General features: G+C 63.5%; 19 protein-coding genes and 1 tRNA gene. 11 read left to right on the top strand and 9 right to left on the bottom strand.

The features are described 5' to 3' along the window. Positions 1–69 precede the first annotated feature (69 nt). A complete protein-coding gene (locus tag ACIA8K_RS29815; protein ID WP_396065175.1) occupies positions 70–273 on the bottom strand; it encodes a hypothetical protein in 204 nt (67 codons plus the stop codon). 552 nt (positions 274–825) lie between these two features. Here ACIA8K_RS29815 and ACIA8K_RS29820 point away from each other — a divergent pair. From ACIA8K_RS29820 to ACIA8K_RS29830, 3 genes are all read left to right on the top strand, one after another. Next, positions 826–4233 (top strand): hypothetical protein, encoded by a 3408-nt coding sequence (locus ACIA8K_RS29820; protein WP_396065440.1) that lies wholly within the window; start codon positions 826–828, stop codon positions 4231–4233. 161 nt (positions 4234–4394) lie between these two features. Next, entirely contained in the window at positions 4395–4562 is a 168-nt protein-coding gene (locus tag ACIA8K_RS29825) for a hypothetical protein (RefSeq protein WP_396065177.1), read from the top strand. Positions 4563–4565: 3 nt separating this feature from the next. Then, positions 4566–4769 carry a hypothetical protein gene (locus tag ACIA8K_RS29830; RefSeq protein WP_396065179.1) on the top strand — a complete coding sequence of 68 codons (204 nt, stop codon included), beginning with the start codon at positions 4566–4568 and terminating at the stop codon, positions 4767–4769. A 22-nt stretch (positions 4770–4791) separates the two neighbouring features. Here the strand turns inward: ACIA8K_RS29830 and ACIA8K_RS29835 are convergent, their stop codons facing one another. From ACIA8K_RS29835 to ACIA8K_RS29845, 3 genes are all read right to left on the bottom strand, one after another. Continuing rightward, positions 4792–5964: a hypothetical protein gene (locus tag ACIA8K_RS29835; RefSeq protein WP_396065181.1), complete on the bottom strand. Its 1173-nt coding sequence runs from the start codon at positions 5962–5964 to the stop codon at positions 4792–4794. A 504-nt stretch (positions 5965–6468) separates the two neighbouring features. Next, positions 6469–6669: a hypothetical protein gene (locus tag ACIA8K_RS29840; RefSeq protein WP_396065183.1), complete on the bottom strand. Its 201-nt coding sequence runs from the start codon at positions 6667–6669 to the stop codon at positions 6469–6471. A gap of 81 nt (positions 6670–6750) precedes the next feature. After that, positions 6751–8607 carry an Hsp70 family protein gene (locus tag ACIA8K_RS29845; RefSeq protein WP_396065185.1) on the bottom strand — a complete coding sequence of 619 codons (1857 nt, stop codon included), beginning with the start codon at positions 8605–8607 and terminating at the stop codon, positions 6751–6753. Between the two features lie 182 nt (positions 8608–8789). On the opposite strand from ACIA8K_RS29845, the gene ACIA8K_RS29850 reads away from it, so the two are divergent. The 7 genes from ACIA8K_RS29850 (at position 8790) to ACIA8K_RS29880 (ending at position 16489) form a co-directional block, all read left to right on the top strand. Next, positions 8790–10187, top strand: a complete 1398-nt coding sequence (locus ACIA8K_RS29850) for a LysM peptidoglycan-binding domain-containing protein (RefSeq protein ID WP_396065187.1) — start codon at positions 8790–8792, stop codon at positions 10185–10187. Then, complete coding sequence (locus ACIA8K_RS29855; protein ID WP_396065189.1) at positions 10184–11803, top strand: hypothetical protein; 1620 nt, start codon at positions 10184–10186, stop codon at positions 11801–11803. The genes ACIA8K_RS29850 and ACIA8K_RS29855 overlap by 4 nt, the downstream gene beginning before the upstream one ends. A 129-nt stretch (positions 11804–11932) precedes the next feature. After that, a complete protein-coding gene (locus ACIA8K_RS29860; protein WP_396065191.1) occupies positions 11933–12451 on the top strand; it encodes a hypothetical protein in 519 nt (172 codons plus the stop codon). 13 nt (positions 12452–12464) lie between these two features. Beyond that, positions 12465–13547, top strand: coding sequence for a tyrosine-type recombinase/integrase (locus ACIA8K_RS29865; protein ID WP_396065193.1), 1083 nt, complete (start codon positions 12465–12467; stop codon positions 13545–13547). A gap of 269 nt (positions 13548–13816) precedes the next feature. Beyond that, complete coding sequence (locus tag ACIA8K_RS29870) at positions 13817–15031, top strand: hypothetical protein (protein ID WP_396065195.1); 1215 nt, start codon at positions 13817–13819, stop codon at positions 15029–15031. Between the two features lie 70 nt (positions 15032–15101). Beyond that, positions 15102–15884, top strand: coding sequence for a nucleotidyltransferase domain-containing protein (locus ACIA8K_RS29875; protein ID WP_396065197.1), 783 nt, complete (start codon positions 15102–15104; stop codon positions 15882–15884). Continuing rightward, entirely contained in the window at positions 15881–16489 is a 609-nt protein-coding gene (locus ACIA8K_RS29880) for a metallophosphoesterase (protein ID WP_396065199.1), read from the top strand. The genes ACIA8K_RS29875 and ACIA8K_RS29880 overlap by 4 nt, the downstream gene beginning before the upstream one ends. Positions 16490–16497: 8 nt before the next feature. Here ACIA8K_RS29880 and ACIA8K_RS29885 read toward each other — a convergent pair whose 3' ends face one another. From ACIA8K_RS29885 to ACIA8K_RS29905, 5 genes are all read right to left on the bottom strand, one after another. Beyond that, positions 16498–17931 carry a tetratricopeptide repeat protein gene (locus ACIA8K_RS29885; RefSeq protein ID WP_396065201.1) on the bottom strand — a complete coding sequence of 478 codons (1434 nt, stop codon included), beginning with the start codon at positions 17929–17931 and terminating at the stop codon, positions 16498–16500. A gap of 150 nt (positions 17932–18081) precedes the next feature. Further along, positions 18082–19458 (bottom strand): hypothetical protein, encoded by a 1377-nt coding sequence (locus ACIA8K_RS29890; protein ID WP_396065203.1) that lies wholly within the window; start codon positions 19456–19458, stop codon positions 18082–18084. Positions 19459–19723: 265 nt separating this feature from the next. Then, positions 19724–20728 carry a tyrosine-type recombinase/integrase gene (locus tag ACIA8K_RS29895; RefSeq protein ID WP_396065205.1) on the bottom strand — a complete coding sequence of 335 codons (1005 nt, stop codon included), beginning with the start codon at positions 20726–20728 and terminating at the stop codon, positions 19724–19726. Beyond that, positions 20721–21200 (bottom strand): hypothetical protein, encoded by a 480-nt coding sequence (locus ACIA8K_RS29900; protein ID WP_396065207.1) that lies wholly within the window; start codon positions 21198–21200, stop codon positions 20721–20723. The genes ACIA8K_RS29895 and ACIA8K_RS29900 overlap by 8 nt, the downstream gene beginning before the upstream one ends. Before the next feature lie 105 nt (positions 21201–21305). Continuing rightward, positions 21306–21389, bottom strand: a tRNA-Leu gene (locus ACIA8K_RS29905). Positions 21390–21649: 260 nt separating this feature from the next. Between ACIA8K_RS29905 and ACIA8K_RS29910 the strand changes: the two genes are divergently transcribed. Next, positions 21650–22627 carry a lipid II:glycine glycyltransferase FemX gene (locus ACIA8K_RS29910; protein WP_396065209.1) on the top strand — a complete coding sequence of 326 codons (978 nt, stop codon included), beginning with the start codon at positions 21650–21652 and terminating at the stop codon, positions 22625–22627. Position 22628: the final 1 nt, after the last annotated feature.

Raw genomic sequence — 22628 nt, forward strand, 5'->3', positions numbered from 1 at the left:
CAAGGCGCCTACCTATGGCCGCCGGTACATGTTGCGCAGCGACCATAGGCACCAACAAAGCCGGACTAGTTAGGACTTATCGGTCTGCCGGTAGAAGCTCAGCACGAGAATGGCGAGGGTGAGCGTAGCGGCAAAGGCAGCGGCACCGGTGATGATTGATTGGGTAATCTCGCGACCGCTCGCATAGTCCAAGAGGCCACCGATGACGGACACAAGACCACCAAGTAGGACGCAGCAGGCGAGCCAGAGCCCTCGGTTTAACGATGTGATCATGGGTGACACCTTTCGTCGGTGCGGTGATAGTTGACGACGGCTACACGGTTGGCGTCCATCGGTCCATAGACAGGTCAATTTGGACTGGCTGGACATCGAGGGACGAGACGAAGATCCTCGACGGGTTCTAGACTGGGCAAGCCATGCACCATCGGATTTGACCAGGGCGGAGTACTAATGCCGAACGCGAGAAAGGCTCCGGCCCCGCAACCACCGGATCCGGACGCCATCATGACGATGGCGCAGTTCGGCGCCGCGTTACATGCCTTGATGAAGTCTCAAGGCGTTCTGCCGGACGGCGTTGTTGCGCGCTGCAAACAACGCGGGCTTTCAATACACCGAAACACGGTCTACAACTTGCTGGCTGGAAAGGCGATCCCGCGGCCGGAGTCAGTAGAGGCGTTCTTGAGTGGTTGCGGGCTATCGGAGGGGCAACGTGCGGCTTGGATGACTGCACGCGATCGACTGGATTCCAGCCGACGTCCCGCGCTGCCCACCAGGTCAAGCAACCCCATTGGTACACGTTGGGCATGGACTGGCGTTGGAGCGGAGATGCACTTCATTCGCCGCTCCCGCGGTCACCGCGGAGGGATCGCAGACGCTGATCTGTTTCGGGGCAGATCCGCCGCGGTATCTGCAATTGTAGAGTGGGTGAAGCAGACCGTTTCACCAGGACAACCGCTGGTAGTGACCGGCCAACCTGGTGCCGGCAAGTCAGCGGTACTGGCTCGCGCCGTACTGACTATGTGGGATAGCCCAGTCAGCAACGGGGTGTGCATACATGCGCGCGGCATCACCTACGGCGACGTCGTAGACGCACTTGGCAAGGCGGCGGGCATCGGATCGATCGATGACGCGGATGCCCTGATGAGGACACTGCATAACGACGGACCGGAATTGGTGGTGGCGGTAGACGCCTTGGACGAAGTTGACACTCTGTCGGACCGACGGCAGATAGTTGACCTGCTCATGGAAGTCGCACGGCTACCTCGGGCGCGGGTGGCGGTCGCCACGCGAGCGCTATCGACCGGTGCTCGCTACGGCGTCGGCGCAGTGTTACCCAGTCTAGGCGTGCATAGCGCTCACGCGCGGAACCTAGTTGATCTGGACAGCGACGAGTACTTCGATCGCGAAGGGTTCGTCGCGTTCGTCGCAGCCGTTCTGATTCAGCACGCCTCGCCTCACCCCGCGCCAAGTGACGGGGCATGGGCGGGATACCGGAGCGACGAAGTATTGACCGCACGGCTGGCCGACATAATTGCCGATCGCGCCGGAAGAAACTATCTGGTCGGTGCACTTTCTGCCAGTCAGCTCAGCAGTGCCGATCGGGTCGTAGACCCGACCAGGCCGGGGTTCGCTCAGACGCAAATTCCCGCTACGGTCGGTGAGGCCATCACCAAGTACCTCGACGGGCTGCCGGTGGACCAGCAGTCGCTGATGCGAGGTCGGCTAACCGCGTTGGCTTACGGTCGCGGTGATGGGATAGACGACGACCGGTGGGCGCGGTTCGCAACGGTCCTTGGCTACCCGACTAACCAGATCGACATCGACACACTTCGCCTGACCGCAGCAGCTAGTTACCTGCTGCATACCAACACCGGCGACAACGGACGAACCAGCCGCCTATTCCACCAGGCTCTCATTGACGAACTCATCGCCGCCCGCGGACGAAAACGCTCCGATGAGAAGAAGCTGCTGGAAACCCTGCGACCCGGTGACGGCGACACATGGCTCTCCGTTGATGCCTATGCACGTATGCACGCCGCCGACCATGCCTACGCAGGTGCGCAGCTGTCACGGCTCCTACACGATGAAACGTTCTTGTGTGCTGCGGACATCGACCGACTCATGCCGCTGCTGCCGCACCAAGCACACGGCGACGACTTGTCGATTGCCCTGCTCCTACGGCAAGCCGCGCACGGTGCCAGACTACTTTCCCCACAACGCCGCGCAAGGTTACTAGCACTGACGGCAGCACACCTCGGTCTACACGGACTGCTCCGACGCTTCAACGCCCTTACGCCGAGTCACGCCGTCTCGTGGGCTCATAGCTCCGGATCACCACACCAACGGCTCACCGGCCATAGCGCCCCGGTAAGCGCGGTGGCTGTCGGCCGACTGGGTAACCGAGAGGTCATCATATCCGGCGACCACGCCGGCCAGGTCCGAATGTGGGACTCAACCGGCCACCCTATCGGCGAAGCATTCGCCAATCACAGCGGTGGTGTGGAGGCGGTGGCAGTCGGTCGATTTGGCAGCCGCGATGTGATCGTCTCCTGCGGTGGCAATGCTGTGCAGTTGTGGGACGTCGCCGGACATCCAATCAGTGAGGCTCTCGTCGGCCACACCGGTCAGGTGGTCGCGGTGGCTGTCGGCCGTCTCGGTGACCACGATGTGATCGTTTCCGGGGGCGGCGAGGGCACGATCCGGATTTGGGACATCAACGGTCGCCCAATCGGTTTACCTATCATTACTGCTGGTCAGTTAAGTGCAGTAGCAGTCGGTCGTCTTGGCGACCGAGGCGTCATTGTTTCTGGCGGCAGCAGGGGCAACCATCGAGAGTACCAGGACCGGGAAGGCGTCATACAACGGTGGGACGCTACCGGCCGCCAGATCGGTGAACCTGTTACCGGCCACACTGGTGCAGTCGCCGCAGTGACGGTCGGTCGACTCAACAACCGAGACGTCATCGTCTCTGGCGGTTACGACGGCGAACTGCGGATGTGGGACTCGGCAGGTGGCCTGATCGGCCAGCCCTTCGTCGGCCATACAGAAAGCGTGTGGGCAGTGGCAGTTGGACGGCTAGGAGACCGAGATGTTATCGCCTCCGGCAGTAGCGACCACTCGGTTCGGCTATGGGACGCTACTGGCCATCCGATTGGTGATCCTCTAACTGGTCACACCGAGGAAGTGACCGCAGTGGCAATTGGACGACTCGGAAACCGAGACGTCATTGTCTCGGGATGCGGCTTCGACGATCCGGTGGTTCGGCTGTGGGACACCACTGGTCGACCAATCGGTGAACCCTTCATCGGGCACATTGGCGAGGTGGGTTCGGCAGCGGTCGGTCGGCTCGGTGGTCGAGAGGTCATAGCATCCGGCGGATTCGGCGACGCCACCGTACGACTGTGGGACACGGCTGGCCAGCCGATTGGTAAGCCCTTTACTGGCCACGGCTATGCAGTATGGGATGTAGCCGTTGGAGACCTTGCAGGCCAGGAGGTCATCGTCTCTTGCGGTGGCGGCGGCCGTGACGCAGACGTTCGCGTCTGGGACGCTGACGGCGAACTCATCTACGAACTTTTCCCCGAAGACACCGCAGGTGTGACCGCGGTGGCAATTGGACGGTTCAGCGAACGCGACGTCATCGTCTGCGGAGATCGGAATGGCAGGGTGCATCTATGGGATGCCGCAGGGCGCCCAATAGGCGAGCCGCTTATTGGCCACAGTGGCGAAATCTCCGCGGTAACTCTCGGCCGAATCGGCGATCGCGATGTCATTGTCTCCAGCAGCGCCTTCCATGCCCTCTCTGACAACGATGAGAGCAGCGGCGAGGTGCGTATCTGGGATTCTGCTGGGTCTTCGATTAGTAAGTCGATCGCCAGCCCGGTGTACGCAGTAGCGGTTGGTCGATTAGAGGGGTCCGACATCATCGTGTCGGGCGGCGGCGATGGCAAGGTGCGAGTATGGGATGCCGATGGCAACTTGGTCGCTACGCCCCTGGTCGGCCATACCGGTCCAGTTGCATCGGTCACGGTCGGACGACTCGGCGATCGAGACATCATTGCATCCGGTAGCAGCGATCGCACCGTTCGACTGTGGATCGACATGCAACCCGCATCCATACTGGATTGTCTTGCCGATCCACGTGGCGTCTCAATTCTCCAAAGCGGAGGGATATTGGCTACGACCTCCAGCGCCCTTTGCGTATGGCGAAATCGCGATACGGCGATCATGTAAATCAGTCAATACTGCTTCAACTATCGGCAGTACGCATGGATCAAGGGTGAGCCCAAGATGGTGTAGCACGGCTAACGATCCCGACCCGGAACTGCACCTTTCTAAGCAGCACGGCGCTTGACCCATCCTATTGCTTACTGCATCCGTTGAATCACGACAAGATGTCGACGTGGACGGTGGCGCAGGTCAAGGCGGATCCGCACACGGCGAATGCGGCAATCCGAGCAGCCGCGCCCGGCGCGAACATTCCCTACCCGCGTGCGCCGTACGACGCGTCAGGGCAGTCCGCACAGGTAGCGGCCGGTCTCAGCATCGCCCGCCTGGGTTGAACGATGGATCCGCGTGACCGGAGCAGGGCCGGGGAGCACGCGATTGTGGCGGCGCTCCACGTGCAGCTGCGGCCGAGCGGGATCGTGCTGATGAACGACGACGGCGGTGACCGGACGCAGACGGTGCAGGCGCACGTCCGCCCTCCGCCCGCAGCTGCGGGCGGAGGGCGGACGTTCATGGTGCCACCGGTACTCGCCCTCGCCTGACGGCCCCGCGCCCCCTCTTTGCTCAAGTCGCTATTCCAAGAAGTGTCTGTAGATCTAGAACACCAAAGAGGAAAGCAATCACAGCAAGAACGACGGCGATGGCCTGCCATCGCTTTTGAACCCACTCAAGAAATACGTCAAAGAAACGAAAAGCCGTAGTCACTCCCACGCTCATCAGCCGCCCATTTGGAGGAACTCGAGGAGTACCGTCCGCCAAGAATACATCCAGCTTTCTGATCAATTGCTTTTGCTGACCGGCGTTGCCGGCAATAATCCACCCCTCAACGTCTCGAAGTTTCGTGATTAGGCGTGCCGGCACAGTGGAGTCAGCAGCAGAACCAGGAGATCCACAGTATTGGCGGACATCATGCGCCATGGCTCGATATATTGCGGATGTCGGATTGTTCGCCGAGCCACCCACCCGGCGATCATCACGAGCGGCCAGCACATCAAGAATACGAGAGATCCGAATAAGGTCGGACCGCGCCCAGCCAAGCGGGTCGTGACTCCTCTCCGAACGCGCGCGACGAAATTCCGCCGACTGCGCATTTCGAGCAATAATCCGATTCAGGCCGGCTATCAGGCTTAGCCTTGTTGGATACCGCAGAACCACTTTCCACAATGACCTAAAAGCAATTGTAACAACACCCAAGCCAACCATGTAAGCAAGCACTGCATACTGATGCATCCTGCCCAACACACTCGTAAAAAGAAAAATCCAAACATTGAGAAGAGAGAAGACCGTTAGGAGAATAAGGCCAGTGGCGTTGAATATTTTAATCCACCAGCGCGTGACCGCAATCTTATCTCGCCCATACACGACCTTCGGGAACATTAGGAGAGTGCTCCGTCCAAACTGGACCACGCCCGAAATGCTGTAGTGAAACGTAAAGGCCAATCCGCCAATTCCGTACAATGCCAGAAAGACTAGAGCACACATCTCTGCAACTCCATGCGCCACACTATGATGCATCCTTGCAAGCACCGGTGCCGCAATAGCGTAGTCATAAGAAGCAAGTAATGCGATACCAAAAACCGCAAGCATAGACCCATTAGACTTATTCTCAACAAAAGTTGATATCGTGCGAAGTTCAATAAACACTAAATAAGGTATCTGAAGCGCCAATATAACGATAGTTGCCAACCAAACACCAACAGGCAAAGCAGCCGCAAGTACAATCTGTGTCAAATTCACTCACGTGGGATATCATTGCCTTTGATGCGATCGTCACAACTGTCACATACGCGTCACAACACAGTCACAAGTATTCACCATTTGCGAATTTTGGCATCAATTCTTGACTCATCAGACCCAGCCAAGTCGACATAGATAGAATCAACCATGGGCGCACCTCGCGCTGCCGATTAATAGAATCTGGACTGCCGGCTGCCGATACGAGATCGGCTGCACCGAGTCGACTCAGCCGCCATTACGACACAACGAATTCCAACAGGAACACGGCTTTAACGTCACGATGGCAGGCGTAGCGTCGTTGGCAGACAGCCTCCCCGCGTCAGGTAGTAAAGCTTCCGGGTCCGATTCGTACAGAGCTGAGAGCTGCGGTGGGATGTGCGTGATACAACCACGCCGCCACTGGCGGCAAGAGCGGTCAGCAAGCCGCCGGCGCGGGCCTTGAATCTGCTCAGCGAACCGAGCGGCCCAATTCGGGATCGGGCCACCCCACGACCTCGGCGGTCGTCAGGCCGGGATCGCGGTGGTGAGTTTGCCGGTGGCTTGGCCGGTCTCGACGTCGTCGACCTGGGCGAAGGCGTACACGCGGGTGATGTACGGCCGAAGCTCGCCGGCCGCCATCAGCACGGCGACGGCCTCCAGGTCCTCGCGGCCGAACCGGCCGGGGCACGGGTGTGCCGCCGAGTTCGGCGACCGTGTCGTCGCCAACGGAGACGAACTGCTTCGAGTCCTTGATCAGGGTTGCGACCGCGCGCAGTGGGCACCGCGCTCGAATCGTGGTCGGTCCATCTATCCGAACATCTGCCGTATCCGTGCATCGATCGGAGGCGAGGCTGCTCGAACGGTGTGAACAAAGGCGGTGACGGCCCACCACATGAAGATGGTGGTGAAGGCCCAGATGTAGTAGTCCCTGGTACGGAAGGTGTAGAGGACGCCGAAGGCGATGGCGAGTCCGCTGGCGGTGACGAGGCGGGCGGTACGGCTGTTCACGATCGCAAGAGCTATGCCGATGCCAAGGATGGCGACGCCGAGGGCGGCGACGAGTGTGGCGGTGATGGGTGTGCGGGCGTCGCGGACCCAGGTGGGGATCTCCGTGGGTGGGATGCGGGTGATGAGCAGGCCCGCGGTCGCGGTGAGGACGACGACGGGGAGGGCGAACAGGACGGGCCAGCGGGGGAACGTGTCCTGGTAAAGGTTGAAGTGGGCGCTGGCGGCGACGCCGAACGCGGCGGCGAGGGCGAGGGTTACCGCGGCGGCGGCGAGTAGGGCGCGGCGGGTGATGCGGGTGCTGGCGGCGAGTTCGGCGGGTGTGGTCGCGGCCGCGTGGAGCAGGTAGGCGATGGTCGTGCCGTTGCTCCAGCCGGCGAGCGCGATCAGTAGGCCGCTGATGCCCAGGCGTGGGAGCTCAACAAACGCGGCGTAAGGAACGCCTCCGTTGTCTCGCGTCCAGGCGGTCGTCAGGGTGTGGGTGAGCAGGACGAGCGCGGTGAACGCGAGCAGCAGCGGCGCGGCGAGGCTACGCATCCGGTATCTGACCTGCGGTGCGGGCGCATCCGGTGCGACTGAGGCCGGGGCATCAACGATCTTTGGCGCTGCGATGTGCATGGCTCCGTCGACGGTCACGTCCGGTCGGCTGATCGGGATGAGCGGAAGCCCGGTCGTTTCGCGGGCCGTGTCGGCGAGGCCGGGCAGGTTAGCGTGGCCGCCGGTCAGGAGCTGGGCCACGAGGTCTTCGCGCCGGGTGTCGGCCGCTTCGAGTACCCGTGCCGCTGCTTCTGGCAGTTGCTTTCGCAGTTCGGCGGTCGCCACGCTGAGCGCGTCCTGGTCCAGGACCACCGGTGGGTACGGGTCGGGCAGCACGATCGCGGCGCGAGCCGCGTGCTGACCGAGGCTCTCCTTCGCCGTGCGGACCGCATCGAGCAGGTGATGCCGTTCGACGGCGCGTTCCGGCGCGGCCAGCCACTCCTTCAGCCGCTCTCCGGCGTGCGACACCGCGAGGTCGATCAGCATGGCGTCGATGTGGGCGGCGTCTGAGCGCGGGATGGTGTGGTGGGCGAGGAGGTGGACGCCGTCGTCGTTGTGCTGGGCGACAGCGAGGGTGAGCCCGCTCGCGCCCGCGTTGATCACGAGAACGCATGTACCGGTGGCAACGGGTGTAGCCGACCAAACGGCCCAGTGAGTGGCGATGGCGACAGCGTCAGCGATCAGCCTTGGCTCGGGCAGGCCGGCTTTGCCGGCGGCGAGCCGGAGCTGGTGGCGGCGGTGCGGTCCCCACCAGCACGGCACGATGAGCGTCAGCCCGCCGATCGGCACGCCGGCGAGCGCGGACGCGTGCGCGGCGACGGTGCGGAGCACCGCGGCGACCGCATCGGTCGGGTCCAGCGCGGTGTCCGCTACTGGGATGGGATCGCCGCCGAGGTGCCTAAGTGGCGTGGCGATCCACGCATCGGGGCGTACCCGAGCGGCGCTAACGGCGGCGGCGCCGGTGAGCAGTGTGTTAGCGGAGCTGTCGAACCAGACGCCGCTGGGGATGGTGGTGGTGCCGTCGATGACGACGGGTAGCCGTCGTCCATCCGGGGTGGACAGTAGTGCGGTGGTGGTGGCGGTGCCGTAGTCGATGCAGAGGTGCGCGGTGAGGGCCGGCATGTGCGGAAGTCTGCCGCACGTGGGTGGACGAGGCAGCACCATTCAACATGTAGTGATCTCGCATATGCGCATGGTGAAAGATCCGTGGTTATCGGGTGGCCGCCCGCGTGGACGCAGCGGTATGACGGTCGTTCGGCGGTCGCCACCGCCCACTGTTCTGCATCCCTGGCCGGAGGAGTGCCGTGTCCGAGCACGAGAACACCGGCAACCGCGACACCGACCGCCACATCACCCGACTCGACTCCGTCTGGGAACCGGCACCGGCGCGGAAGCCCCGGCCGTCAGTACGCGCTCGGGTCGGGCGTGCTGCGCGGTTCGTCTGGTCGCTGCTCGGGGTGATCGCGTTCGTCGGCGGGCCGCCCGCGATCGCCGTGCTGACGTACCGGTGGTGGGGTCCGTATCTGCCGACCTCCGCCGACCTGGAGAAACTGCTCACCGAAACAGGCCAGGCGCCGATATCGCTCATCGTGACCGGCGCGGCCGTCATCCTGGCGCTGCTGTGGCTGGTCCTGGCCGCGACCCTGCTCTACGTCACCACCGCCGAAATCCTCGCCGTCACCGCCGGGATCCAGCTACCGCGACCGCGGCTGCCCGGCCCGCTGCGCACGCTCGCGGCCGGCCTGGCGGGGACCGCGGCTGCGGGTGTCGGCGGAAGCATCGCTTTCGCCTCCCCACCCGCCGCGGTCAGCCACATCGACGCCGTCCCGGAGGCACAGCCCGCCGCCCGACTCGGCACGGTGAACCCAGAGCGTCCGGCTACGCCGCAGGCTGCTGCCGCACCGCGGTATCGGGTGGCCGAGGGCGACTGGATGTGGCACATCTCCGCCCGCACGCTCGGTGCCGCAGACCGCTACCTCGAGATCGCCGACCTCAACCCCCAATACGCCGACGACCCCGACTTCCCCGACATCATCGCACCCGGCTGGACCCTCAACCTCCCCACCGAGGCACACGACCTCGGGCCACGCGCCCATGCCCGCGGCTCTTTCCTCACCGTGCCACGGCCGCCTGTGGAATCGTCGCCGCTCGCACCGCGTCCGGAGCGCCCGGACCCGCACGTCTCGCTCACACCGGGCGAGCCTTCCGGGAGCAGTCCCACGCCGCCGGTTCAAGCGGGCGAGGAGACCGATGGCACGGACCCCCTCGACCTGGCGCTGCCCATCACCGCGACGCTCGCCACGTCCGGACTGCTGGCCGCGCTGCTGACCCGCCGTCTGCTGCGGCAGCGCAGCCGTCAGCTTCAGCACCGTCGGCTCCATCACCGGCTGGCGACACCCTCGCGGCCCCGCACCGAGACGGTGGTCCGCGCGGCAGCCCAACCCGCCGATGTGGACGTCTCGGCCACGCGCTTCGCGCCCTGCCGCACCTCTTGCGCGACATGCCGACCGATCAGCTACCGGACGTCATCGCGGTCTGGATCGGCCCGGATGGGCTCCACCTCATTCTCACCACTCCGACCGCCGCCGCAGCTCCCGCACCGTTCGTCACGGACGTCGGCGGACGGCGTTGGGTCCTGGCCGCAGACGCGGCCCTTCCCATACACGGCGACAGCGATACCGCGCTGCTGCCGACGCTCGTGACCATCGCTTCCCACCCTGAAGGCCACCACCTGCTCGTCGACCTCGAACGCCTCGGCGCCCTCACCATCACCGGCGACCCGCAACGGGCCGCGGACATGCTTCGCTATCTCGCCGCCGAACTCGCGACCAGCACCTGGAGCGACGACACCGACATCATTCTGACCGGACTGCCCGCCACGGACGTCCGCGATCTCACCGCCCTCGCCGGGTCCCGCATCCGGAGCATGGCTGCGGTCCAGGCGGCGAACCGGTTGGAGAACCAGGACACGCATGCCTCGGCAGCGCTTCGTATCGCCGCCCGGCTGACCGGCGCCGGTGAGGATCCGCCGACGCCGGTCGTCGTCCTCGCCGCTGGACCGGACAGCGCGGAGGCGATCGGGCTCCCCAGCTCCGTCACCGGGGCGCAGGCGGTCGCTGCGGCTCAACGCACGGGTACGCCGTTCGGGCTGCACCTCGACGTGAACGGCACCGTCACGCTGGACTGGCTCGACACGACCGGGCTCGTCGCGACCGGCCTGCCAGCCGACCAACTCGCCAACCTCGCCCGGTTCTTCCGCACCGCGCGCACCAACCGGCCCAGCCCTTCGCCCTCAGCTACCCCGCCGACTGACGAGCCGGTACCGCCCGCCACGGAAGAATGGGCTGAAGGGACCGACGCGCACGGGCATCTCCTACCCCGGAACGAGACACACCCCCAGACCACTACGCCGCAGGAAGCCGTGCGTGCCGGCGTACCCGCCGCTGGGGTCGAATCGCATCGTCGCCGCAGCTCGCAGGACGATCCGGAGCTGGACGCCGACCTGGACTCCTGGCACGATCCGGCCACCGCTCGGCTGCGCATCGCGATCCTCGGCCCCGTCGACGTCCTCGCGGCCGGCCCGCCACCCGAAGAACGTCTGCGCTTCCACCGCGAGATCGTCGTCTACCTCGCCCAACGGGGCCGGCACGGCGCCACCGGCGAGCAACTCGACGCCGCGCTCTGGCCCGAAACGATCGTCAGCCCACGCAGCCGCCGCGTCGCGATGAGCCGGACCCGTCGCTGGCTGGGCGAAACTCCCGACGGCGAACCCTGGCTCCCACCGAACAATAGCGTCGAGCGCACCTATCGTCTCAACGACGGCTTCCTGCTCGACTGGCACCTGTTCCGCCGCCTCCGGACCCGCGCCGAACTCACCGGCTCGGACGGTATCACCGACCTCCGGAAGGCACTCGAACTCGTCCGCGGAAAGCCGTTGGCGGGTGCCGATCTCGCCTACGCGGCTCGCTATCGCATCCCCTACGCGTGGCTGCCGGACAGCAACATCCAGCCACACCACTTGACCTCCGCGATCGTCGACACCGTCCACCAGTACGTCGGGTTGTGTCTCAGCACCGGCGACCTCGCCGGTGCTCGATGGGCCGTCGACATCGCCTGGCAGGCCGACCAGGAACGCGCCGAGGACCATCCCTGGCTCGATGCCATGCGGATCGCGTACCAGGCAGGACACCGCACCGAGGTACGCACCCTGCTCGACGACCTGGTCCAGGCCCGCGATGCCGAGGTGCCGGAAGACCTCACGGCCGCGACATACCGCCAGATCATCACCCTGATGCCGGAAATCGTCAGCGCAGGCTGACCCGGCTGCCGGCCGACTGTAGGTCGCTAACCCGATCGCTGCCGCGCGCGGGCCAAGAATGCGCGGTAGCGGCGCGGGCGACGGACTCGCTCGGAGCGCCGACCACGTCGAGCCCGCTAGGAGTTCCCTATGCCGAATTGGCCCGAACACCCCTCCCGCGGCGCACGTCAGCACGCGGACAGCGAGGCGCACCCACCGTCAATCGCGAGCCTGGTCAGGGCGGCGCTCCGCGCGCCCCAAGCGCCGGTGGCACCGTATGGCGGAGGACTGCCGCTGCCGCAGACCCCGCCCGCCTTCGTACCGCCAGGAGCGCAGTACGCCGTCACCGTTATCGGCGCCTCCGGCCGGCTTGCTAGCCGTGCGCCGCTGGCGGCGCTCGGATGGCTCCCGCGCACGCCGCTGTCCATCACGATTGCGCACGGTGCGATCGTCGTCGAGGTCGACGACGACTCCGCCATCACCATCTCCGACCGGCGGTATCTACACCTCCCCGCCGCCATCCGGCACCAGTGCCACGTGCACGCCGGCGACCGACTCCTGGCTACGGCGCAGGTCGGCTCAGGGCTCCTGCTGCTCTACCCGGAAGCGGTGCTCGACAGCGTGCTCCTGGCCTATCACCGGTCACGGACGTTCCGGGGCGAGCAGTGAAGGGGCCGGGCGCGTGAACGGCGAACTGGAGGCAGCCCGTCTCCTCCTTACCCGCTTGGGAATCACTCCCGAGCAACTCGTCCAGGCCGGCGGACACACCGCGATCCAGATCCCGACATTCAGCGACTACATCGGTCAGGTAGCGCTGTCCGTGTCCCCAGCGTCGCGCCGCCTCTACAGCACCTACTGGAAACGGATCGAGAAGGAGTGGGGCACCCGGCGCTTGGACGAGCCCACCGCGTTGGAGATCAAACAGCTCGCCGAGCGGACCAAGGCGTCCGCGGTGGTCCGCAGCAACGCCCGCGGCGGACGCGGCGCCGCCGAGCACCTGATCACCGCACTCCGCTGCATCTACAGCTACGCGGTCGCCGACGGCCTCATCCCCGAAGCCGCCAACCCCGCGATCCGAGTCGCGAAACCGAGGCGCCTCCCCAGCACCCGCCGCGCGCTACCACCCGATCGGCTGACCGACATCATCAGAGTCGCCGCCACCACCGGCAACGACCCCGACCTCGACTCGCTACTCCTGCGCATCCACATCGAAACCGCCTGCCGTCGCGGCGGCGCACTCGCCCTCCGCCGCGCCGACCTCGACCCGGACCAATGCCTCGTCCTCCTCCGGGAGAAAGGCGAGACCGTCCGCTGGCAACCGGTCTCTCCAACGCTGATGCAACAGCTCCTCACCCACCACACCGAGCGAGGGCACACCGATCAGCAGGAACAGCTCCTCCGCTACCGTAACGGAAACCCCATCACCAGGCGCCGGTACGACCACCTGTGGATACGGATCGGCAAGCACCTTCCATGGGTCGCGACCCAGGAGATCAGCACCCACTGGCTCCGCTACACCACCCTCACCTGGGTCGAACGCCACTTCAGCTACGCCGTCGCCCGCGCATACGCCGGTCACACCGGAAAGAGCGACATCGGCACCACCTCCACCTACGTCCAGGCGGACCTAGGCGAGGTCGCCACCGCCCTCGCCGCACTCTCCAACGAGGACCACCCACTCGCGGTGCCGCGCGATCATGCCACACGGGATACGCCAACTCATCGAAATGAACCCTGCCTACCCGCAGTCGGACTCGGGGCCTGAACTGGCGGAGCCTCTAACGACAACGACATTCCGCTCGAGGCGGTTTGGTGGGCCATCAGCCTGATGGCCCACCAAACGTACGTACTCGATGCCTGTTCGCGAGCTATCCAGCACCGGTATATCGATCCAAAGGCGCAGATCTACCAGCCCTCCTAACCCTCTCTTTACCTCCAGATTCACAGGTCGGCTGACTGCCCAGAGGGGACCTACGGCGGCGACACCACGGCCAATACCGCTGATAGCGATTCGACAGAACGCGTGCAGTCGGCATGCACACGCCGACCAGCGACCCGGCGCATCCGCCTGCTGTAGCAGGACGCTGGCGCGTGCGAGAAGATGTAGCGGTGATATCTCGCTTCTCTGAGACAGACTTCCAACTGGCGTGGCCTCGCAGCCTATTCAAAACACAAGCAACAAAACTACTACATCAGCACACTAGGGACAATTGGAACGATTACGTCGAATTGCTACTGGAGCAGGCTTTTGTCGGCGGATACTCGGGTGGTCCTGCCGCCGAATTTCGCAGCATCGTCGATGGCGCCGGATCCTGGGGAAGCCCTCCATCGAGCGCTTCGTCCATGAATGCAAGGCAACAACTCCTGCGCAACCTCCTAGACAATGCTGACAAGCTCCGCGAAGATGGACCGCCGCGACGGCCATACTGGCGAGAGCGCAAGCACGGCCAACGCCCCGGCCCAACGCCAGGCAAAGCATCCGCTATCTCAGAGTTCATTCACCTGGTCGACGAACTCGACAATGCAGGCTATTTCGAGCAACGATTCGGAAAAGACTGCATCGACAGCCCTCGTGAAAAATCTGCCGAAATCCTCTTTCAGCGCGAGCTGGGCATCAAAGAAGGTTGGCCACTAGAGCAAGGCAAGCTAGAAGTCGACCTTGACATCTTTCTTGATATCGTAGAGATACTGCACGATCAGGCCACCCTGCCAACAACGCGTTGGTTGCACACCTACGGAGAATGCGGCTGGCATCACAAAACATTCGAGGCGGAGCCAGGGCGAATCATCTACCGTTGGCGAGTAAACAAAATTCTCACCCGCGGCGGATTTGGGTTGCAGCTAGCCGAAGAGGGCGACGACACTGGAAGACTGGTCGGCATTACAGATACTGCTAGAGCCGAACTGGTGCAGGCGGTCACGAACCGCACCGATGGCGGTCCTGCCGATCAAGTTCGCCACGCACTGACGCTCTTCAGACAACGCGGAGCCGACCGAAACCAGAAACGCTCAGCCGTTGTAGCCTTGGCATTAGTGCTGGAGGAGCGCCGACACAACGTCCTTATCGAAGCGCTTGACAAGAGCGACCGGGGAGCACTTTTTGATCTTGCCAACAATTTTCACCTACGTCATCAAGATGCAAAACAGAAGCGCGACTACGATGACTTTTATCTAGACTGGATCTTCTGGACCTACCTCGCCACAATCGAGCTCACAAACCGCATCATCGATGCGCAAGAATCGAGATGAATACCGTAACCATTATTCACCAAACAAAACCGACATACCCGGCAATTAGACACTGCGGAATCGATCGAACATGAAGCGTAGAGATGCAATTTCCGCACTATTGGCCCTTAACATCCCCGAAGATATTGCCATGGATTTCCCTCATCTCCCGTCGGACACCGAAGCACTTCTAGTCTACGGGAGTCGAGCGCGAGGAGACGCCACACCTGATTCCGATGTGGACATTTTGGCACTCGTTTCAAACCCACGCACCACCACCTATTCGGGCGTCGTGAACGTCAGCTTTTACACGACACAAGGCCTAGCAACCGGCATTGGTACGCTCTTCGGCAGCCACCTGAAGCGAGATTCAAAAATCGTTTGGGATCAACACGGCAGACTGAGCCGTGCCCTAAAGTCGATGGGAGAGGTCGACACCGACCGGCTTTTCAATCGGGCGAAAAACATGTCTACATTATTCACCAACCTCGACCATGACATTCCCAAGTATCTACCGGGCCTCCTGAGGCAGGCTCGCTACCTGCTACGCAGTTGCCTCTACGCACAATCCATCGCGGTCGGAAAACCATGCTTCTCTGTTCGCGAGCTGGCAATCCGACACCAAGACCACCATCTTACGCAGCTTCTGGCGTCGCGACAGCTCGACAAACCGAGGATCGCCGAATTGACTGAATGCCTGTCATGGTTACGCAGACTTCTTGGCGAATTTCCCGTAAGCGAGAACGGCTCCCTTGAGGCCACCATCGTCAACGAGTGGGGACGACCGAGCGACACACTTTCTATGGCCTTTATGGCGCTTGGCGCCACCGGAAACGGATCGGATTACGCTGAGGTGGAGAAAATTCTCCTATGAGTAAACTTGCATTTGTGGGCGACGTCCACGGAAACGTAAATGCACTGCGAGGGCTGTGCGAACTACTCACTCGCCACAGCGGGCTGCACACGATTTTCCTCGGCGACTACATCAACAAAGGTCCAGATTCCGCCGCAGTCGTTGCCGACCTCCTTGATCTTTCACGTTCCGGTCGCGCAACTCTGCTTTCGGGAAATCATGAGTCCGCATTACTAGAAGCGCTTGAGACTGAAGACTTGGCCCCATTTCTCAAAATGGGTGGTGCAATGACAATACGTTCATACATGAATGGAAGGGTTGGGGCTGATGTACTTAAGGAGTTCAGGGCAAAGTTCCCGAGAGAGCATCTAAACGCCCTGCGTTCCATGCCGCAGACCTACGAGACGGACGATCTGATAGCCCAACACGTTCCACTTGCCGCAACTACGACCAAGTTCCGTATCAGCGGACATGTTCCAGCCGGCAAGCTCCCGCGAGTAGATCACCACTCGGCATTACTCGACACCGGCTGCGGCAACGAATCCGGTCGACTCAGCGCTCTCCTCTGGCCAAGCCGCAAGATCGTGCAGGTTGACGGCAGCGGCCACGCTCTTAAAATAGGATGACTTCTTGATTACGAATCTAGATTATCAAGAATCCAACGCGCTTCCCGCACACCCCTCTCGTTGCCCATAGACTCATTCAGCTCAACACATGCGCGCGCAAACGATTGAGCCTCTCCATTTCGGCCAGACGCCCGGTAGCACTGCGCAACAACCTTCAGCGCGATTGCTTCCCCACGCCTGTTCCCGAGTTGGCGATTGAGTGAGATCGCCCGCTCACCAAACGACACCCCTTCGCTAGGTCGACCTTCCCGAAGCCGTACCTGAGCGCCTAGAACCTCGGCATTGGCGTGCAGCGCAGTCGGAGGGAGGGCGCGCAAAGTCATGATAGCTTCATCCGCGTATTCGGCGGCCACCTGAAGATTCCGTGCACGAACCTCTAACCTTGCAAGGTTGACTAGAGACTGACATAGATCGAGCTTTTCACTCATGTCACGTCTAACCGTCAGCGCATCTTCAAACTTCTGCCGAGCCATCGACAGCTCATCAACGTTCTGATAAGCAAGCCCAAGTTCGTCAAGAATCCTGCATCGAATCTTCTGACCAAAGGCATCGCCCTCATAAACGAGCGTCAGCGCCTGCTCGAGTCTTCCAATAGCATCGACATGACGCCCATCCCGACGCAATACTCCTGCCTGAGCTGCGAATGCCTCCGCTGCGAGCGTCGAATACAGATTTGAAGCGCCATCGAGAATCTGATTGATCGCCTGTTGCGTAGAGGTCAGGGCGCTGGCAAAGTCACCGTCCCTGGCTAAAAATCTTGCATACGCCAGATGCTCACTCGGCCCTCCCAGAGTCGCGGACTCTTTCAGCGACTCCCTGCCTGCTTCCGATTGGCCGAGCTCGACCAGCTTTTCGCCACGCAGCCGCAAGTTGGCAGCACGCAAGACATCTTTTCCGGACGAAGGGAGTAGCTCAAGGTGCCGCACAAACTTGGAACTTGCTAGTGTTTCCCAAGTCGATAGACGGTCCGCAATTCGACTCTTCAGTTCTTCCGCGCCAGAAACCGACTCATACATCACAGAATGGCGGTGGGAGATTCTCTCTCGAAGACTCGCAATCTGATCATCAGGCGATTCGTGCTCTAGGAAGGCAATCCACACATCCCGCATCGGCTGCTCGGCGCGGCCGAGTTCGAGCAAGCCTGTGAACAGTTCCTCCTCGGTCCCAGACGTATATCCCCATGGGCTTCCCGGCTCACTGCCCCACTTGCCCTTGAACATTACGACCATGAAGTGACTCTCGCTGATGAGCTCGTTGATCGCCTCCTGCGGCCGCCTCGCCGTTCCTCGGACCTGATCCCACCCCACCACCTCATAGGTGACGGCACTATGCCCTCTTCGCCGGGCGTTGTGCTCCTCAACGCACACGCGGACGACCTCGCGCTCAGATGCAAGATCGTCGGGCGACGCCAGAAAAATCCGGAGCGGTACTGCATCGGCCATGAGGCGACGATAGTCGCACTGTTCCAACCATCTGTGGCACAGCAGACAACCTGACGAAAGTCGTTCGACGTCGCGAAGCGTTCCGCGCCCCGGCCTCAGAGCCAGATCCAGGCGCTATCGTCGTCCCACCACAACTTCAACTACTTAGAGTCAACTACCGTCGCTCCGGCGGCGGTACCCCCTGCCAGGTGGCCCCAACTCCTGATTGGAGCTTACCGGTGCCAGCCGCCAGGGCGAGATGTCGTCGCAGAGGTGAAAGGCCGGAGGCAGCATAGAGCTGGTCGGGGCAAGACGACCGCGTTCGACGAGTTTCTCCACAGTGCCCTGGTCGATGGTCTCGACTGGGCATGCCGGGCATTCGCCGTGCTGGCTGCACCCGGCAGCGGCTGTCAAGAGCTGCTGGACGTGCGCGAAGGCGTCCTGAGCTACGTCGGCTTGGACGATATACCAGTGGCCGGCTTGATCAGCCGGGTCGAGCAGCGCGACGATACCGGGTTTCATGGGCCGGTAAACACGGTCGCCGTCGTGCCGGATGGCGAAGACCTGGTCAAGCAGGTCGACAAAGTCCCGCACCGGAGGGGTGGCGGCGAGCCAGGCGGCGGCTTCAGCAGGGCTGCCAGGCCCCCACAGGTACTCGGCAGGTAGCCGAGTGTTCTCGTAGCGGCTGTCGAAGTAGTGGAGGTCGCGGTCTACCAGGGGGGTTCCCGGGCTGAGGAAGGCGCGTACGATCGCGCACTGTTCGATGTCGTCGAAGCGCATGTGGTCGGCGGTGAGGTGATCGGCAGAACCGATGATGATGCGGCCGGTCGCGTTCCAGCCGATGAACAACACGTCACGTTCGGCCGGCGCGGGGTATAGGCGGCCGCCCGGCGTGGGTACGCCCCAGAGCTGGTTGATGAACTCGGCCAGGTCGCTCAACGTCCTCGCGCAGTCGACCGGTGAGAGCAGATGCGTTGACGAGGGGTGCGCTACGGAGTTGCGTAGCTTCGCCAGCAGTTTCTCGATGCGGCGGTTGCGTTGCCCGCGGAGCAGGTCGGCGGCCCGTGCCCACGAACGCAGACCGTCGAGCATGCCGTTGAACTCAACTGTTGCCGGGCCTTGTCCCACACGCAGCCGATAGCGACGCTTCGGGGAGAACCGATTGGCGGCTCTGTGCACGTCCGCGTACTCGCCGATCTGGACCGTCTCCTCGCGCCCGCCGGCATGCACGAAGACGCAGGATCCATCATGGAAGTCGATGAACCTGTCTCGCAGCGCCTGCTCGATGACCAGGAGCGCATGGTCGTTGACCAGGGTGTAGATCTCGTAGCACAGCACCCCGTAGGCGTGAATTTCACGCAGTCGTTCGAACGCACTGTGCGTGCCCCGCGCCACGACGGTAGCGAGGTCAGACTCGGCCACCGACTCCTGGTGATAGGCGGCCGCGGACTCCGGGTCGAGTATGCGATCCAGGCCGAGCCCAAGCGGGGTGAAACGCTGTGTACGTTCGTCGGTCTCGCGCAATTGAGTCAGGGTAAGGATCTGCATGTCGGCCCGGTCTACGAGTCGTCGATGGCGCAACACCATGCCCGGATCCCATGCCGAGCTGACCAGAGTATGCAGTCGCAGCCTGGGTGTCACTTCATTTGCGCCACCGACACACCAGGGTTCTGATGCACAGGTCGGAACGCCACCGGGTTGATGTCACTGCCGGTCATCTCGATGCCCCCTCGTAGACCGCGCCGTCGTCGGCGGTGATGCACCACACCAGGCGCGGTGGCCCGCAGAGCAAGCTTCGCAGGCCACCGTCTCGCTAACTCACCAGCGGATGCGGCTCGCCAACGAGCGCCGCCAGTGCAGCAGCAACCTCTGCGAGAGACGCCTTCGTGTAGACGGAGATCGTGCCGTCATGCGACGGCCCTTGCGCGTGTCCGGCATACGCGGAGGCGACTGAACGCCCGAAGCGCCGTTCCACCCAGGTCAGGGTCGTATGGCGGATCCAGTGCATGCTGACGTTGTTCCGGGCCGCCCACGGCACACGTGCGTTGATCGCCGTCCACATCACCTCATAAAACTTCCGGGTGATCGGCCGCTTCCTCAACGAACGAAACAGCGGCTCCCCCGCCCCCGCCTCACGCTCCTCGACATGGAGCAGAAGATGATCCATGAGCGTGCGGGACACCGGCTGCCACCGCTCCCGGCCGCCCTTCTCGAAAAGCCGCACCAGCAAGTGATCCTCATCGAGATCCATCGGCCGCAGCGCAAGCGCCCCACCACGCCGACACGCCGTCTCCGTGTGAAACCGGATCAACAGCGTCGCCAGCGACGGATCATGGCAGTGCGTGATCGCCGCGTCGTAGATCTCCGCGAGGCGGGCGTCGCCGATCGCCATCCGCAGGCTCGGCTGCCGGCGCGGCTTCTCCACCTTCAACGCGGGGTTCTCACTCAACAGCCCGTCGTCGACCGCGAACCGGAACAGCCGCCGGGCCGCCGCAACGAAATGCTCCCCGGCCGACGTGCCACCCCTCGTCGTCCGGCGAACCCGCGCATTCGCCTGCACCTGATTACGCGCCGACGCGATCTCCGTAACCGTCACCTCGTCCAGCCGGCGACCACCCCACCGCTCTTCCATCATCCGCCAGTACGACTCGTACACCTTCCCCGTACCGGCCGTCGTGGCGCTCCGGACCCGCGGCAGGAACTCCGAGAACGTCGGCACCGCCGGCCGATCCACCGGCAGCCTCGCCAGATCCTCGACCGAGACTCCCAACGTCCCCAACAGCTTGAGCGCGGCCTCGACCGTCGCCGCATCAGCCACGATCACTCACCCCGCCGAGCGCAGCCGCCTGCGCGGCAGCCACCATGCCGTCCAACGCCACCGGCGGGTGAATCACCAACCGGCCGATCTTCGGATCGGCCACCAGCAGCACCCGCGACCCCGCCGACAAGCCCGCCCAACGCCGCACACCCGCAGGCAACACGAGACGACCGTCACGCCGCACGCTGAACACGCCGGCCTCGTCCTCGGTGATGAACAACAGCGCGCCACGCTCGCGCATATCCAGGCGGGTCCCGGGCTCCCAGCCCAGCTCCCGCATCAATACGCGGTCGGCCACCCGCCCCTTCATGTCCAGCGTGGCAAGGCCGTACACGAGCCGGCCGCTTCGCCGGGCCTGAAGCCGCGCCAGCGGCAACGCCTTCCTCGGCACGGGAGACGGAGCGTCCGGCTCGCCAAGCACGGGCGAGGGAATCAGGGCTTCGAGCCGCGCGGGCCTAGGAACGGCTGACATCGACGGCTCCCCTCTGCGAGGGAACCGAACGTAGACAGCAAAATTGGGTGTTCAAGCACACTTGAACACCCAGCGTGTGTAAGGAGCACGAATGCCCCAAGATTGTGTCCGAGGGGGGACTTGAACCCCCACGCCCGTTAAGGGCACTAGCACCTCAAGCTAGCGCGTCTGCCATTCCGCCACCCGGACCTGCGCTACAACCCTTCCACCGAACTGACCAGGGCTTTTACCCCCTCGTCCGCTCCCTTCCGGGCCGCACAGGAGGAAACTTTACACGGCCCCTACGCCCCCTCCACACGGCCCCCACCCTCACTCGCGGCAACCGCCGAATGGGCGGTGGCGGGGTGGGTGTCGCGGTGCTCTGATGGCACGGTAGGGAATGCTTGGGCGCCGGGAACCAGTACACCGGCTCATCTTCAAGCGAACCAAGGAACCGGACGGCAGGGTTTATGTCACCGAAAACAACCGGAACGTGGCAGAGTGTAGTTGACGAAGAGGTCTGGGACGGCCAGCTCTTCTCACCCCCGCGGGACGGCCACTTCCTGCAGAGCAGCCACTGGGCCGCCTTCCAGCGCGCGAACGGCCGTGAGGTCTATTTCGGCAGCGGCGACGGCTGGCAGTGCATGGCGATCGTGGAGCGCGCGGGGGATGCCTGCCGCCTCTACTGCCCCTACGGTCCCGTGGCGGACGATCAGAGCAGCCTCGAGGAGGCGCTGGACGCGCTTCAGGCGCTCGGCAGGCAGGAGGGCGCCGGCTTCATCCGTGTCGAGCCGTGGGCGCGGACGGTCGAGCGGGACGAGCTCGGCAAGCTCGGCCTGCTCCCGTCGAAGCGGAACATGCAGCCGGGGCTCACCTGGATTCAGGATGATCTGCAGGGCAAGACCCGGGATGCGCTGGTTCTCGAGTTCGCGGCGAACGTGCGTAACCGCTGGCGCAACGCCTACAAGAAGGAGATCTCGGTCGCTCCGAGCGAGGATCCGGCGGACGTCGAGATCCTGCTGCAGATGATTCACGACGTTTCTAAGAACACCGGGATGATTCCGCACGGCGACGACTACTACCGCATCCAGGCGAAGACGCTGATGGAGCGCAACGCGGCGACGCTCTACGTCACGCGGCAGGGTGACCAGCCGATCGCGGCCGCGATCGTCTATGACAGCCCCACCACGCGCTACTACGCCCACTCGGGCAGCCTGCTGGAGGCGCGGAAGCTGCACACCGGCACGGTCATGCTGGCGACGATGGTGCTTGACGCGCAGGAGCGCGGTCAGCAGGTGTTCGACTTCGTCGGCGCGGCGCCGAAGGATGAGCCGGATCATCCGTGGGCCGGGTTCACCGAGTTCAAGCAGTCGTTCGGCGGACGGTACCGGCAGAATCTGGGTACCTGGGAGGCCGCGTGCCTCGGTCAGCCGCCGGCCGCGCTGTAAG

Source organism: Catenuloplanes sp. NPDC051500 (genome assembly GCF_044454585.1).
In the GTDB taxonomy this organism is placed as follows: domain Bacteria; phylum Actinomycetota; class Actinomycetes; order Mycobacteriales; family Micromonosporaceae; genus Catenuloplanes.